General features: G+C 35.1%; 14 protein-coding genes. 7 read left to right on the top strand and 7 right to left on the bottom strand.

All coding sequences use genetic code 11. From position 1 onward, the window contains the following. Positions 1–216: 216 nt before the first annotated feature. From PT603_RS05890 to PT603_RS05870, 5 genes are read left to right on the top strand one after another with little or no spacing between them, the layout of a single operon-like run. Positions 217–714: a hypothetical protein gene (locus PT603_RS05890; RefSeq protein ID WP_008241352.1), complete on the top strand. Its 498-nt coding sequence runs from the start codon at positions 217–219 to the stop codon at positions 712–714. Next, a complete protein-coding gene (locus PT603_RS05885) occupies positions 701–1,750 on the top strand; it encodes a WD40 repeat domain-containing protein (protein ID WP_008241351.1) in 1,050 nt (349 codons plus the stop codon). Before PT603_RS05890 ends, PT603_RS05885 begins: the two co-directional genes overlap by 14 nt. A 24-nt stretch (positions 1,751–1,774) precedes the next feature. Further along, a complete protein-coding gene (locus PT603_RS05880) occupies positions 1,775–2,701 on the top strand; it encodes an ABC transporter ATP-binding protein (RefSeq protein WP_008241350.1) in 927 nt (308 codons plus the stop codon). A gap of 10 nt (positions 2,702–2,711) precedes the next feature. Further along, positions 2,712–3,491, top strand: a complete 780-nt coding sequence (locus tag PT603_RS05875) for an ABC transporter permease (protein WP_008241349.1) — start codon at positions 2,712–2,714, stop codon at positions 3,489–3,491. 48 nt (positions 3,492–3,539) lie between these two features. Continuing rightward, positions 3,540–4,148: a 2'-5' RNA ligase family protein gene (locus tag PT603_RS05870; protein WP_008241348.1), complete on the top strand. Its 609-nt coding sequence runs from the start codon at positions 3,540–3,542 to the stop codon at positions 4,146–4,148. 9 nt (positions 4,149–4,157) lie between these two features. Here PT603_RS05870 and PT603_RS05865 read toward each other — a convergent pair whose 3' ends face one another. The 5 genes from PT603_RS05865 to PT603_RS05845 form a co-directional block, all read right to left on the bottom strand. Next, a complete protein-coding gene (locus PT603_RS05865) occupies positions 4,158–4,949 on the bottom strand; it encodes a hypothetical protein (protein ID WP_008241346.1) in 792 nt (263 codons plus the stop codon). A 73-nt stretch (positions 4,950–5,022) separates the two neighbouring features. Continuing rightward, positions 5,023–5,751 (bottom strand): hypothetical protein, encoded by a 729-nt coding sequence (locus PT603_RS05860; protein ID WP_008241344.1) that lies wholly within the window; start codon positions 5,749–5,751, stop codon positions 5,023–5,025. Between the two features lie 108 nt (positions 5,752–5,859). After that, a complete protein-coding gene (locus PT603_RS05855; protein WP_008241343.1) occupies positions 5,860–7,170 on the bottom strand; it encodes an amidohydrolase family protein in 1,311 nt (436 codons plus the stop codon). A gap of 17 nt (positions 7,171–7,187) precedes the next feature. After that, the gene (locus PT603_RS05850) at positions 7,188–10,172 is read right to left on the bottom strand and encodes an amidohydrolase family protein (protein WP_040488952.1); all 2,985 of its coding nucleotides are present in this window, start codon (positions 10,170–10,172) and stop codon (positions 7,188–7,190) included. An 84-nt stretch (positions 10,173–10,256) separates the two neighbouring features. After that, complete coding sequence (locus PT603_RS05845; protein WP_155805702.1) at positions 10,257–11,333, bottom strand: DUF3810 domain-containing protein; 1,077 nt, start codon at positions 11,331–11,333, stop codon at positions 10,257–10,259. A 218-nt stretch (positions 11,334–11,551) separates the two neighbouring features. On the opposite strand from PT603_RS05845, the gene PT603_RS05840 reads away from it, so the two are divergent. Further along, positions 11,552–13,015 carry an aminoacyl-histidine dipeptidase gene (locus PT603_RS05840; RefSeq protein WP_040489018.1) on the top strand — a complete coding sequence of 488 codons (1,464 nt, stop codon included), beginning with the start codon at positions 11,552–11,554 and terminating at the stop codon, positions 13,013–13,015. Between the two features lie 49 nt (positions 13,016–13,064). Here PT603_RS05840 and PT603_RS05835 read toward each other — a convergent pair whose 3' ends face one another. Both PT603_RS05835 and PT603_RS05830 read right to left on the bottom strand, forming a co-directional pair. Continuing rightward, positions 13,065–13,433: a DUF2200 domain-containing protein gene (locus PT603_RS05835; protein ID WP_008241336.1), complete on the bottom strand. Its 369-nt coding sequence runs from the start codon at positions 13,431–13,433 to the stop codon at positions 13,065–13,067. Between the two features lie 90 nt (positions 13,434–13,523). Continuing rightward, complete coding sequence (locus PT603_RS05830) at positions 13,524–13,904, bottom strand: DUF3995 domain-containing protein (RefSeq protein WP_202946609.1); 381 nt, start codon at positions 13,902–13,904, stop codon at positions 13,524–13,526. Positions 13,905–14,182: 278 nt separating this feature from the next. Between PT603_RS05830 and PT603_RS05825 the strand changes: the two genes are divergently transcribed. Beyond that, a complete protein-coding gene (locus tag PT603_RS05825) occupies positions 14,183–14,650 on the top strand; it encodes a DinB family protein (RefSeq protein WP_008241332.1) in 468 nt (155 codons plus the stop codon). Positions 14,651–14,761: the final 111 nt, after the last annotated feature.

Genomic DNA, 14,761 nt, shown 5'->3' with positions numbered 1-14,761 from the left:
GGTTAAGTATTTCGAATTGACTTGTTTTAAATTATATTTTTGACAGCGTACAGTTTAAGATTCTTTTGTTTTAGCTAATGATTTCAGGGATTTCCAGATGTTTTTTGGTTGATAATTAGGACTCTTAATGATCAGTTAACGAGATTGTTAAATGTTAAAAGTTGTAACAAAGAGTTTTGTGGTTCGTCCTAAGAGAAACCATAAAAAACCAAAAAGATGAAGGGAAAAATTGTTTACTTTCTGACAGCACTCAACCTAATCACATTCAGTTTTTATTTATTTTCATTTTCCAACAAGGGGACTAAGTCTCCTTCAGATACCATCCTTAAAGTCGGTGGTATTGTGATTGTTGATTCATTAGGTATAGAACGAGTTGTAATTGGAGCACATTTACCAGATCCTAATTTTAGTAATGGATATAGAGTGGCTGCAAGAGGGAAGTTAGGTTCAGTTTCAGGAGTCATGTTATTTGATCATGAAGGTCAGGAACGTGGGGGATATGTTACTGATGATGACTATGGGAATGCCTTTTTAACTTTGGATTCTAAAACCCAGCAGCATCTTTTACTTATTTCAGAACCTCAAGGCGGAGCTTCCCTTCATATGTGGGATAGAGGAAATAATAAAGTAAAAATAGGGGTAAATGATCAAAGCGCCAACCTTGAAATTCTGAGTAATAATCAAAAAGTAACTATCTGTAATGATGAGAAATAGTTTAAAGTACGTGCTATTTTTTGTAGTATTTTATTTTAGTACAATATCAATAGCTCAAGAAAATGAAATTGTAATTTCTAAGTTAACTGCCCTTAATCCAGTTTCTTATATTGATGTTACCTTCTTAAGTGATAGAGATACGGTCCTTGTGTGTACATTAAGTGGAAGACTTGCGCAAAGGATAAAAGGGGATGCCAACGAACAGCTCATCGCTCAATTGGATGATGAAATTTATGTTTTGGCATATAACAAAGAACGTAAGCATATTGCGGCAAGTACATTAGAAAACGGTATTGTAATTGTCCACAGAGAAACGGGAAGAATAGAGCAAAAATTATCACTTATTGAAACTTGGGCATTGCGAATCAACTACTCTAGTGACAATAAATATTTTTTTGCTAACGACCAAAGAGGTAATCGTTTTCTTTGGGATGTCAATCTTGGTTATAAAAGGATTTCTTTACCTGATAATTTTCCAAAGGGAAGCATAATTGCTATAGATAATACTATTTGTACTGTGATTAGTACTACAGAAATTGTAAGATGGGATTTGTCCAAACAACAAGCTATCGAAGTCACCAAGACTAACCTAAGTAAATTTGGAGATATGGATGCTCATGGAAACATAATTAATCTTCGGTTTAATGAAGGAGAGTTACTGCAGAAGGGGACAACAAATCCGATTTATAAAGTTAAGCATCCATCTTGGTTAAGAACCTTGGCTTCAATCGGAGGGGAAGAAGGAGCCAAACGATATGGGATAAAAGGGCACAACGGATACTTTGAAGATATCAATTTCCAAATGGCCCTGACTGATGCAAAATTTGCAGGTGATAAAATTTATACTTCGAGTATTGATAGGTCTTTACGTGTGTGGGATAAAAAAACCGGAACACTCTTGGAATCACTGACCGGTCATACGGCCACTGTAAATAGACTTAAAGTCAATGTTTCAGGAACTCAAGTAGTTTCAATTGACTTAAAGGGAGGATTGTTTTTTTGGGAAACCAATGAAAAAAGAGCTCGTATCAATTAAACTTCATTTTGAAATATATACCCAATGGATCATTTTATAAACACACACTCTAGTCAGAACTGCATTGAAACTTATGATCTGCATCATCGATTTTCCTCAGGACAAGTAGCAGTAGATAAATTATCTCTTACCATTCCAACTGGAAGTATATATGGTTTTCTTGGGCCAAACGGCGCAGGTAAGACAACTACTTTAAGAATCCTCTTAGGTTTGTTAAAGAAGCAAAAAGGGGAGGTGTATTTTTTTGGTAAACCAATAAAGGAGCTACGAGAAGATTTTTTGAAAGAGGTGGGATCAATGATTGAAACTCCATCCGTGTATGGACATCTAACCGCTACAGATAACCTTAGGGTATGGGCTAAAATGTATAACACACCGATGGACAGAATAGACAAGGTACTTTCTATTGTGGGACTATCTCATACAGGGAACAAAAAGGCGAGCATGTTTTCCTTAGGGATGAAGCAGCGATTGGGGATTGCAATAGCGCTGTTACACGAGCCGAGAGTATTAATCCTGGATGAACCTACCAATGGCCTGGATCCTAATGGAATAATTGAAATCAGGGAACTTTTAAAAAAAATGAATAGGGAACAGGGTATTACGATTTTAATATCAAGTCATATTTTATCTGAAATTGAAAAATTAGTCACTCATTTAGGAATAATTAGTAATGGTGTAATGAAATTTCAAGGTACACTCTCTGATCTAGAGCAAAAACAAAATAAAGGAGTCCTGATAAGGACTACTAATAATAAGGAGGCCATTACTATTTTAAGAGATTTACAGTTTCCAGTTTCATTCATGGAGGATGATATAGTATTTGTTACAAATGAACGGAAAGAGGTAGCTGAAGCGATATCACAACTTGCATTAGCATCTGTTGGCGTGTATAGTGTGGAATGGGGAGCTAGTACATTAGAAGATATATTTATGGAATTAATAAACTAAGATAATACCTATGAGAACAACTAAATTTTTCAGAGCTGTACAGGCGGAATGGATTAAAAAGAAAGGAAGTTTTGCTGCTTGGCTTGTAATTGTAGGAGGTCTTTTTATACCCTTAATAAATACGTTAACTTACCTGTTTTATCCAGATAAACTAGCTATACTTCACCAGACACCTAGTAATTTTTGGGATAGCATCTTCTTAAAATCATGGAGTATGATGAGTATTGTTTTTCTTCCCATGGGTATTGTGTTGGCTACGAGTTTATTTTGTCAATTAGAGTTTAAAAATAATGCATGGAAACAAGTTCATACAGCTCCGATCGGATATTCCTCAGTTTATTTTGCTAAATTAATAGTAGTATTGGCTATGATGGCACAGCTCTTTATATTGTTTAATGTAGGGATTTATCTTTCTTTGGCAATACCTTCATTAGTATATGGTCATCCATTTACTTCCTATAATTTTAATTATAGCAATTTTCTTATTGATAATTTAAACTATTTTTTGGCGTGTATCCCTATGGTTCTTCTCCAATATTCTTTAGGGCTAGTGTTTAGAAATTTTTTAGTTTCCATCGGTTTTGGTTTGGCATTAGTTGTGGGAGGGATGGCTGCATTATCATGGAAATTTAATTATTTAATACCATCATTACACCCAGCCTTACAATTTTTGACAAACTCTCAAACGACACCATTACCTTTTAACGTCTTGCATTGGTCTGCTTTTTATTCCATTTTATTTCTATTAAGTGGTTATATCGTATACTTTTTAAAACCTCAAAAGGGATAATTTAACTTAGTATGAGTAGGCGATTAATGGTATAAATAAGACAAACTAATGGGTATCTTTATTGAAGGAAACGCATTGTGGTTAAATGATTTCGAAAGAAAATACCCGGATATGGAAAAAATTTCGGTTATAATTCACCCTTCTGATGAATTTATCACGCAAGTGACAGTCTTGAAGGACCAATTAAAAAATGAGATAGGTTGGTATAATAGTTGCCATTCAAGAGCTCATATAACAGTTTGTGAATTGGATTCTGAAGAAATTGAACTCAAAGAAATTAAAAACCAATTGACTCATATTTCTTATAGATTGCAATCAAAACAGGTGAAGTTTACATCATTTAATACTTTTGAAAATGGTACTTTTTTTATGACGCCGGAACCTATTTCAAAACACTATTTGGAGTTTATTTTGCAAGAGATTCATTCCAATTTTACCATTCCTGTTCGAGTGAAAAATTTTGAACCCCATATAACCATAGGTAGAAGACTGACCACTTTCAAAATTAAAAAGGCCAAGCAATTGTTCAATCAACCACTTGACCTTAGTTTTGAATGTTCTCGTATAGCTCTTAGAGTCTTCAACAAACATCAAAAGCAATATGAAATTATAGGTATCTATCCTTTTATGGGTAGAACAAAAGGTATAGAACTATAAATTGTAGTTTTACATTTTTTCAATGATTTTTTGAATTAGATCAGTAGTGGATTTATAATCCTGATTATTCTTTTGTGCAATTTCAATGGCTTCCTTTGCTGTTTTTAATGCTTGAACATATTCTCCTGTTTTGAATAATAAGGAAGCTAAAGTATCGGTATTATGATATTCCTTTTTTAATTCAATTGAACGGTTTACCCAACGAATAGCTTCTTTTAATTTTTCTGGATTATTTTCATTAAGATAGTGGTCCCAAGCGTAACTGTTTAGGTCACTAGAACTGTTCCATATGAAATTAATGTTAGTGATATAGCCACTGGAAACTAATTTATAAGGATAAATACTATAAGACATTACAACATCAGATACGTAGCCTTCAATAAAAGCTAAAATCAGTGGAGCTCTTCCCACATTGAAATAATAATTGAATCCCTTGTCGTCTTCTTTTAGGGTACCGTACATATTTACCGATTTTTTCCAATTCTTGTGATATCCTTTATTTATGGTAGTATTTCGGTCAGCTTCATTATCTATATTAACTGTAATAAGATTTATCATAGTTAAATCCGCTTTTTGGTACCGTTCAATAAGATCGATGCAATAACTACACCATGAACCACTCCAGCTTATAAGTAAGGTTGGTTTGTTACGATCTAAATTATAAGTTTTGTAAATGTCATTAAATGCAACTTTCTTATTGGTATCCATATCAACAAGACTAAAGTCATAGTTTTGTGCGGATATACTTTTGCTATTTAATAGCATAATCACCATTGTAAGGTAAAAGAGTTGAATTTTCATAATGGAGTTAGGTTGTTAGTTTTGATAAATCCAAGGTAGTGAATTGTATATAAAAATGCACTGTTGAAATGTATCAAAATGAAACTTTATATGCTTTAGTATAAGGAGACCATATTTCATAAATAGGATCACCCTTTGAGCTTTTTCCGCTGTGATGCCAATCTCCGTTTTTTACTGCAAATTCAAACGACAGTTCTGCTCCAACGCGACTGTTGTCTCTAGAGAAGAAAGTAATATTTTCTGTATATATACCATTAACAGCTGAGTAGGTACCGCCACCAGTACCACTAAAATCGCCTGTAGCGCTATTAAATGCCACCCACTGAAATCGTCCACCACTCAGAATTTTAATGGTTCGACGATCTCCTGGTGTTACTTTATTCATTTCACCATTACGCTGTCTTCCTGTAATTACCCAGTTATGGGTAAGTTCATTTTTTGTAGATGAAATTCGTTTCCAACGTTGATGGGTTTCATTATTAGTGAGGGTAAGTATGTTTTCTTTGAGAAGTAAGGAATAGGTATGTATAGTCCCTACTTGGTTTTTTGCTAAGGTGTTAAAGTCATATAAAAGAGAAAACGAATCTGATGTTATTTTGAACGAACCACCATAGGTAAATAAAAAATTATGTTCAGAATCCTTAGCTCCGATTGCTATGTAATTATTTTGAATTAAGGCTATAATTTCTTGATCGACTACAGGTGTCTCATTTTGGTGTGTTAGTAGCCAAGCACCTTCCAATGTTTGTCCAAAGGTACTTCCCATTGTGAACAGAAGTATAGAATAAAACAGAGATTTCATAAATAGAGTGTGTTTATTTACTAAAGTACAGTTTTTTAGTGACTTTATTAAAATGCAAAGCGCCCTCGTATTTGAGGGCGCTTGCATGAACAGGTATAAAAACGGAAATTATTTCTTACCGTTAATCTTAGTATTATAACGTTCGTAAAGGTTTGTTTGATGAGAATCTAAACTGATATCTCTACCTTGTATATATGCTTTAGTAAGAATATTGGTACGCATATCTAGTGCATCTCCATTGGCAATAAATAAGGTAGCATCTTTTCCGGCTTCCAAGGTTCCAGCAAAATCTTCAATACCTAATATTTTAGCTGCATTTAATGTGATTAGCTGTACGGCTGCTTCTTTGTTAAGCCCATAAGCAGCTACCGTTCCAGCATAGAAAGGAAGGTTACGGGTACTCATACGCTCCATGTCTCCACTTGGATCGATTCCTGTAAGTACACCTTCGTTAGCTAAAATAGAAGCTAAGCGAAAAGGATGTTTTACATCACTATCTTCGGTAGAAGGCAGGCGGTGAGGACGCGATACTACCACTGCAACATTATGTTGCTTCAGAAGAGGGATAATCCTATCTGCTTCATCTCCACCAATAATAATCAATTGAGGAATCCCCACTGATTTAGCAAAAAGAATTACATCAGTCATTTCTTTTTCACCATCGACGTTTACAAATAGTTTTTTGCTGCCATCAAAAAGTCCTTTCATGGACTCAAAAGGTAAATGACGAGGAGTTTGCTTACCGTTTAGATAAGCTTTTGCTTGGGTAATGAAGCTTTTCACTTCATCAATTTGCTTACTATATTCAGGATTAGGCTTTAATCCTGCATCTTCTCCTAACCACCAGCGTCCACGAGTGAAGCCATTAGGCCATGTCATATGAATTGCGTCGTCTGCTTTAATAGCAGCATCTTCCCAATTCCATGCATCAAGTTGTACCACTGAAGAAGTTCCGGAAATACGACCACCACGAGGAGCAACCTGAGCTAAAAGAACACCATTTGGACGCATACTTTCTACTACTTTAGATTCTGCATTGTAGGCTATGATACTTCGAATATGGGGGATTATACCTCCAATTTCAGCATCATCAACCGTCGCTTTTACAGCGTCTATTTCAGCAAGACCGAGTGAAGAATTGACGGCTATAAATCCAGGGTATACATGTTTTCCATCTGCAGAAATTACTTGATCATAGGATGAAGGATCAATTCTTGTAGTGGTTGCATCTGCCACCAATGTAAGTTTTCCATCCTTAAATCCAATAAGGCTATTTTCAATGACCTTTCCGTTACCAATATGAGCGGTAGCGTTCATAATAAGCACCGATTCTTTTTGTGGTCCTGCAGGCGTTTGTTGTGCATGAGCTGCGATACTTAATGAAAGAAAAGCAGTTGCTATATAATGTTTTATATTCATGTCTTTTTTGATTTTAATTAAAGTGAATCGCAGTGAAGCAGTTCTTGCTCTTTAATTTTTGGAGCCTGCGTTTTCATTCCTTTGTTTTTAGCTTCAATCATGCTGTTTATTAACATGTTACGCTCTTTGTCATTGCTTTTTTGCATTTGTTGCATAGTGGTGTAATCATAATATACAACTCCTTCTATTAAGGTTTTTTCTGCAATAGCATATATAGAAAGTGGGTGGTCACTCCATAAAACCAAATCAGCATCTTTCCCTGGTTTAATACTTCCCAAACGATCATCTAAGTGTAATAATTTAGCAGGATTTAGAGTAACAAATTTCCATGCTTCTTCTTCACTAACACCACCATATTTTACAGTTTTTGCCGCTTCTTGATTTAAACGACGAGACATTTCAGCATCATCTGAATTGATAGCTACAGTTACTCCTGCATCATGCATTATTGCTGCATTATGTGGAATGGCATCAATCACCTCATATTTATATGCCCACCAATCTGCAAAAGTAGAACCACCTACACCATGAGTAGCCATTTTATCGGCAACTTTATATCCTTCAAGAATATGGGTAAAGGTATTCACCTTGAAGTCGAACTTCTCAGCTACTTTCATAAGCATGTTGATTTCACTTTGAACGTATGAATGGCACGAGATAAATCGGTCTTCATTTAATATTTCCCAAAGAGTCTCGAGCTCTAGGTCGTATCTTGGCATAGGTGTGCGTGCTTTTTCTTTAGAAGAAAGCGCTTTGTATTTCTTCCATGTTTCACCATATTCTTTGCCTCGTTGAAAGTAATCAACAAAAACTTGTTCTACTCCCATACGCGATTGTGGGAAGCGTCCACCAGACCAATTTGATTGCTTTACGTTTTCACCTAATGCGAACTTGATGAATTTCGGAGTATTGCTAATGATAAGACCATCCGCATTTTCACCCCATTTAAGTTTGATAATTGCGGAACGACCTCCAATTGGATTCGCTGATCCATGTAATATTTGAATAGTGGTAACACCACCAGAAAGATTTCTGTAAATATTTATATCATCAGGGTTTACTACATCTTCGATGGTAACTTCTGCAGAAGAGTTGTGTCCTGATTCGTTTACTGCAGCTGTAGCTATATGTGAGTGTTCATCTATAATTCCGTTTGTAAGGTGTTTTCCTGTGGCATCAATTACAGTGGCTCCACTGACATTTAAATTCTGACCAATTTGAGCAATTTTTCCATTACGAATTAATACATCCGTGTTTTTCATTATGCCCTCTGCTTCGTTAGTCCATACGGTAGCATTTTTAAATAATAGGGTTTGCTGTTGAGGCTTTTCTGAAAAACCAAAAGCTTTATTAGGAAAAGTAACTGGTATTGTTGAAACAATCTCTGTTGTTTTCTCACTTTTTTTACGCTCATTGAATGGCGCTGTTTTTACTGCTGACCATTGTACACTATTCCCATTGGTAAGGGTTCCTGTCCCATTAAGATTATCCGTGTCAGTTACAGGTGCTGTTAATCGCACGAACTCGGTTTTACCATCTCCTTCTGGAGTATAGAAAAGTTGTACCCAATCATTACTATAGCTAAATTTAGAAGCAATTTTTGTAGAATCTTTCATTAGTTCTGCAACTGGTTTTCCAGCACTTCCTTTTATGCTTAAAGAATACTGGTTTCCGGCAATACGTAAAGTATACTCACCACGAATATCTTTTACATTCATATCATTAACAATGTGCTTATTACCTTGTACCCAGTTTTCGTAAAGGGTAGTGCTATTTTCAAAAACGTCACCAGATGTGATAAGGAAGTTTGCTAATGCTCCATTTTTCAGGGTTCCTATTTCATTACTTTTTCCAAGCAATTGAGCAGGAATGGTAGTCAGTGCTTCTAAGGCCTTAGTTTTATTCAAACCGTATGAAATCGCTTTAAGCAAGTTCGCATTGAAATCTGATGCTTTACGAAGATTCGCAGTAGTAAGGGCAAAGTTAACCCCGTTTTGAGCTAAAACACTGGCATTGGCAGGAGCCTGATTCCAATGACGCATGTCACCTAAAGAAACTTTGTTTGCTTGGTATGGATCGGTGACATCATAAGCATCGGGAAAATCTAGAGGAATGATATAGGTAGCTTTAGTAGCCGCAATATCTTGAATAGCTTGATATTCATTTCCACTTCCTTTAATTATATAGTTTATTCCAAACTCATTTCCGATTTTAGCCGCACGAAGACCGTTAAATTTATCTCCAGCATCAAAAATTTGAGGTAGTTGTTTGTTTTTATTTAATGCCTCTAAGGAAAGGTCTTTAGTATTACTATTACCTGCTTCATACCATTTAGCATCGTGATACATTTGACGCAATAATGCCATTGCACCCATTAAAGAGGTTGGATAGCTTTGAGTGGAGGTAACACTCTTACTAAATGAAAGAAATTGAGATGACTGTTGATTTAAAATACGGTAATTGTTATCAGCTTGAGTATTAAGTGCAACTAATACTCCTGTTCCTCGCAAAATACCATCTGATATATGAGTGTTTACTACTCCAAATCCCGCATCAATTAGTTCTTTAGCTTTTTTACTATCAAAGCTAAATGCGTCCATAGCATTTTTCTCAGGCATTACATGATCATTCCAATAAAATCCTTCACGTGTAGCATCATACTGGGCAGAACGTCCTCCACCCATTGGGCGTTTTGGTTTTTCTACTCCAAATTCAGAATACATATCAATAAATGAAGGATAAATGTACTTTCCTTTAAGGTCGATCACCACAGTATTTTGTGGTATAGAAACCGATGTGCCGGTAGCTACAACTTTTCCATTTTGGATAAGAAGTGTTCCGTTTTCAATAACTTGATTAGGAGTTACTTGAATTCTAGCATTAGTAAATGCCGTGTAGTTTGTGTTGGTGGTTTTTACGCCGTCATTTTTAGGGAAATAATCCTGTGCTCCTACGGAAAGGGTACACAGAAACAGCATGACGGCCGTCAGCATGTGTTTCATATTGGGTTGATTATTTAATAAATTAGCAGTCTAAAGGTAATCAACCCAGTTTGAAATACTTATTTGTTTAGATTATTTTAACGTTTATAACGGACGATCTTTGTAATAATTAACCAGAAGAGCGACTACATAATTGTAGCTTTTCATGCCTTCCTTTTGACTATTTGCCTTTAAAAAGGTGTTATAGGTACTTTTAAACGCAGGTTCTGCCACATTTTCGTATTTTTTCCAGAAGTTGGATACTTCAATGTAGTTTTTAATAATTCCTGGGTTAATCTTAGTGTTAAACTCAACGAATTTGTCAGGGTCTCTTCTACGAATCTCTCCTAAACAATAACGCATAACAAATATATAGGCTGAATATTTGAAATAAATATCTTCATTATGAACTGCCGCAAGGTAACCTACAAAGTTTGCTTCATTTTCAGCTGAATAACCTAATTGATGGGCAATTTCATGGCAAGTGGTGGTTGGGAATTTATAGTTGTGAATAAGTCCGTTAACCTGAGCCTCATGAGTGAAGGGATTAAGGTATCCACTGTACCCCATGTATGTAAGCATTTTACTGTATAATGACTTCTTTACACTCTGTGGATAATAGGTAAATTGAGGGTACTGTCTTGCAAGATTATCAAATCCATTCTGAGTCATTGTAAAGGTTTCTTCTTTACTATAGGGCATGACCACTTTCATGGAATCATTTTGGGTGATTTTTAAATGAATCTCATTAGATTTTGCAACGATACGTTCAGTGAAATCATAAAGTTGCTGACTGGTATAGTCTTCAGAAAGCCCCATGCTTTTTGATATGGGTTGTCTATAGTAATTCATTCCCCAAAATAGATGGAATACAAAATAGGCAATAGAAACAACTACAAACAATTCTCTGAAAAATGCCCTGGTATGCTCAAAAAACCATTTACCTCGAATAAGTAAAAATCGAACAATTAAAATTCCCAACAGGGTATAAAAAATGTCACCAATAGAGAAAGGAATCCATCCAAAAATATATCTATAAAGCATTGATAACTTTGGATAGAAGCCATTACTATAATAGGTTTCTATTAAATGAGGATTTGAGCCGAGTAGCTTAACAAGAAATATTTGTGGAATAATAGACAAGGCAATAAATGTCTTAATTCTCTTGATTTTTCGAGTCATATAAATAGGCATTCACGGATAGCTATGAGACGTAATGAATATCTCAATTATAGGGTTCGGACATGCATTACGAATATAAAGGTAAGAAATTAGATTTTTGGGTAACTTCGATAAAGTGTCATTTTTTATCGATAAAAAACATGGGATTCAACTACCTTCCATTAGAAAAAGTATCCTTTAAAAAAGGGTATATTTGTACTTTAAATAATACCAAAATTATGAATACAGATATACGACAATTGTCTCCTCAGGCTTTGTGGAATAAGTTCGCCGATTTAAATGCTGTGCCTAGGGCTTCTAAAAAAGAGGCTAAAGTGATTGCTTTTATGGTTGAATTCGGAAAACATTTAGGGTTAGAAACCATAGTGGATGAGGTTGGAAATGTGATAATTAAGAAACCAGCTACTTCAGGAATGGAGAAAAAAAAGACGGTGGTAATGCAGTCTCATTTGGACATGGTACATCAAAAGAATGCAGATGTAACCTTTGATTTTGCTACTCAAGGAATAGAAATGTATGTAGATGGTGATTGGGTACGTGCTCGTGGAACAACCTTAGGGGCTGATAATGGTTTAGGAGTAGCTACTATAATGGCCATTTTAGAAAGCAAAGATATTGCTCATCCCCCTATTGAGGCTCTTTTTACAATTGATGAAGAAACGGGTATGACGGGAGCTATGGGGCTTCAAGGTGGGTTACTTGAAGGTGAAATTCTTTTAAATTTAGATACAGAAGAAGATGACGAAATAGATATAGGATGTGCAGGAGGTATTGATATTACAGCAATTAGAACCTATGAGGAAGAGGAAATTCCGGAAGAAGTAGTAGCGTATCGAATTACGGTAAAAGGTTTACAAGGTGGGCATAGTGGAATGGATATTCATCGTGGATTGGGAAATGCAAACAAAATTATGAACCGATTACTTTTTGATGGGTTTGAGAGTTTTGGATTACGTATTTCAGAGGTCGATGGTGGTGGATTACGAAATGCCATACCTAGAGAGAGCTTTGCTATAGTAGTAGTAGACAAGGTACATCACGACGCTTTTGCTTTTGAGTTTAACCAATTAGCGCAGACCATCAAAAAGGAGTTAAAACACACAGAGCCATCCTTGCATATTTCTGCTGAGGCTGTGGCATTACCTGAACAGGTGATGAGTTTGGGAGTGCAAGAAGGTATAACAAGGGCTCTATATGCCGCACATAATGGAGTATATGCCATGAGCACAACTATGGAGAATCTGGTGGAGACTAGCAATAATATTGCAAGAGTTCTGATTAAAAATGGGACTATTCATATTAGTTGTCTCACGCGATCATCAGTAGAAAGCGCTAAAATGGATTTAGCCAATGCGTTAAGAGCAGTATTTGAGTTGTGTGGCTGCGAGGTGACATTTTCAGGGAGTTATCCAGGATGGACACCTAATGTAGGGTCGCCAATCCTTAAAGTTCTTACCTCTCAATATGAGTTGTTATTTAATGAGGAGCCTAAGGTAGTGGCTTGTCATGCAGGATTAGAGTGTGGAATATTAGGTCAGAATTATCCTGAGATGGATATGATCAGTTTTGGTCCCACTATTAAAGGTGCTCATTCTCCAGATGAAAGAGCTAGCATTAGTTCAGTACAAAAGTTTTGGACTTTTGTTCAGGAGGTGTTGAAAGCCATACCAAATAAAGAATAAATTAGAATTATTAAAGCCTGTTAATTCAGGCTTTTTTTTTAGATACTTATTAGTCAGATGATCTTAGAATTTTGTCAAGTTTTCTTCCTTTTGCCAATTCATCTACTAATTTATCCAAGTATCGTACTTTCTGTGTAAGCTGATTTTTAATATCTTCTACTCGATAACCACATATTACTCCAGTAATTAGATGAGCATTTTGATTAATATTGGCTCTTCGGAAGAATTCTTCAAAGGTAACTTTGTTATTAATGAGTTCTTTTAATGTTTCTTCATTGAATGAAGTCAACCACTCTATTACCTGATGTAATTCTTCCTTAGTACGGTTCTTTTTTTCTATTTTAGTTACATAATGTGGGTATACCGAAGCAAATGTCATCTTAGCTATACGTTCATCATGAGAGTTACTATTTTTCATGTATTTGATGATTTATTTGATTCACTATTCTAAAGTACTAAAAAGAAATAGGTGGAGAGTTAAAGATGTTAGTGATAACATCTAAGAGGTCTAGTTGAAATATATAATAAAACCAATAGCAGCAATTAATAAGCACAATGGGGAAAAGAAATAAGTGTCTTTTTTGCCAAATGCTGTATACTTTACCTTTTTAAAAAATCCTACATAATTAAAATCTCCAATTGCTCTTACTAAAAAAATTCCGGGAATGATCCATCCAAAATAATTGAAGAGCACTGATGGAAATTTATACCCAGAAATTCCCATATTGAAAGCATAGAACAGTGAGAATATCAATAGGACACATCCCACAATAGCACTGTCCGTTTTTTTTGGATGTAACTTTTTTGTACCATGCTTATCTGTCGGCAATACTGATGAAATCCCCCAATTACCACCAAGAGCCCAATAGAAATGAATAATGGCGAGCATGAGAAAGATAATAAATAGAATACTATTCAATAATTGCATTTTAGTATAAAATAGGGTGAAAGTAGGCTTATAATTTTGACAAATTTAGGAGGTTATTATTGAACATCATTTGAATGTATCACAATTTATTCTAATGGTTTGTATTACAATTCTTATTATTTTTATAAAAATCCCATGTCTTTAAAAACAATCAATATTTTAAATAATTGATTTTGTTGTATTTATAAATAAAACAAATGTAATCATCCCCCTTGTTTGAGGGTGCAAATTAATTTTCAATGACTAAACAGGAACTACTGATTTTTAATTTAACTGAAATTAGACGTCGAAGTATACTTTTATGGGAAGGTCTCCTTCCAGAGAACTATGATTGGAGACCTGACCCAAAGGCTTTTAAAGCTTCTAATATGATTCGTCATGTACTTTCAGCTGATTATGGTTGGAATAAAATTATAAAAGGTGAAGATATGACAGCCTATCAAGCACCTCTAGAAAACGTTCCTTTTGTCGATTTAATGACAGAACTGGAATTAACCCAATCATTTCGTGAGGACTTACTCCAAACAATTTCAAATTTTAGTGAGGAAGAACTTTTAGAATTGAATATTATACATCCTGGAACTGGTCAGAAAAGAATCTTATATGATTATATACTTCGAATTGGATATCATGAGTCTGTGCATGCCGGCCAGTTTTTAGCTTATTTAAGGGCTATGGGACAAAATAGACCTTTTATTTGGGACTAAGTCTTCATCATTTAAAGCCATTATTCCTTAGTCCATAGTTCTTTTTCCTTGGTTCCTTGTTTTTTGATTTTAAGTGCATGAATCCACTACTAGATTTGCAGTATCAATTTT

It is taken from the genome of Imtechella halotolerans (assembly GCF_028743515.2).
GTDB classification, from domain to species: domain Bacteria; phylum Bacteroidota; class Bacteroidia; order Flavobacteriales; family Flavobacteriaceae; genus Imtechella; species Imtechella halotolerans.
The sequence above is the reverse complement of the archived record's forward strand: the minus strand, read 5'-3'. Positions and strand labels throughout refer to the sequence as shown.

What these genes read in the sequence shown, in the direction of transcription:
- PT603_RS05890 (WP_008241352.1), top strand. Translation starts at nt 217, where the DNA reads ATGAAGGGAAAAATTGTTTACTTTCTGACAGCACTCAACCTAATCACA.
- PT603_RS05885 (WP_008241351.1), top strand. Translation starts at nt 701, where the DNA reads ATGATGAGAAATAGTTTAAAGTACGTGCTATTTTTTGTAGTATTTTAT.
- PT603_RS05880 (WP_008241350.1), top strand. Translation starts at nt 1,775, where the DNA reads ATGGATCATTTTATAAACACACACTCTAGTCAGAACTGCATTGAAACT.
- PT603_RS05875 (WP_008241349.1), top strand. Translation starts at nt 2,712, where the DNA reads ATGAGAACAACTAAATTTTTCAGAGCTGTACAGGCGGAATGGATTAAA.
- PT603_RS05870 (WP_008241348.1), top strand. Translation starts at nt 3,540, where the DNA reads ATGGGTATCTTTATTGAAGGAAACGCATTGTGGTTAAATGATTTCGAA.
- PT603_RS05865 (WP_008241346.1), bottom strand. Translation starts at nt 4,949, where the DNA reads ATGAAAATTCAACTCTTTTACCTTACAATGGTGATTATGCTATTAAAT.
- PT603_RS05860 (WP_008241344.1), bottom strand. Translation starts at nt 5,751, where the DNA reads ATGAAATCTCTGTTTTATTCTATACTTCTGTTCACAATGGGAAGTACC.
- PT603_RS05855 (WP_008241343.1), bottom strand. Translation starts at nt 7,170, where the DNA reads ATGAATATAAAACATTATATAGCAACTGCTTTTCTTTCATTAAGTATC.
- PT603_RS05850 (WP_040488952.1), bottom strand. Translation starts at nt 10,172, where the DNA reads ATGAAACACATGCTGACGGCCGTCATGCTGTTTCTGTGTACCCTTTCC.
- PT603_RS05845 (WP_155805702.1), bottom strand. Translation starts at nt 11,333, where the DNA reads ATGACTCGAAAAATCAAGAGAATTAAGACATTTATTGCCTTGTCTATT.
- PT603_RS05840 (WP_040489018.1), top strand. Translation starts at nt 11,552, where the DNA reads ATGAATACAGATATACGACAATTGTCTCCTCAGGCTTTGTGGAATAAG.
- PT603_RS05835 (WP_008241336.1), bottom strand. Translation starts at nt 13,433, where the DNA reads ATGAAAAATAGTAACTCTCATGATGAACGTATAGCTAAGATGACATTT.
- PT603_RS05830 (WP_202946609.1), bottom strand. Translation starts at nt 13,904, where the DNA reads ATGCTCGCCATTATTCATTTCTATTGGGCTCTTGGTGGTAATTGGGGG.
- PT603_RS05825 (WP_008241332.1), top strand. Translation starts at nt 14,183, where the DNA reads ATGACTAAACAGGAACTACTGATTTTTAATTTAACTGAAATTAGACGT.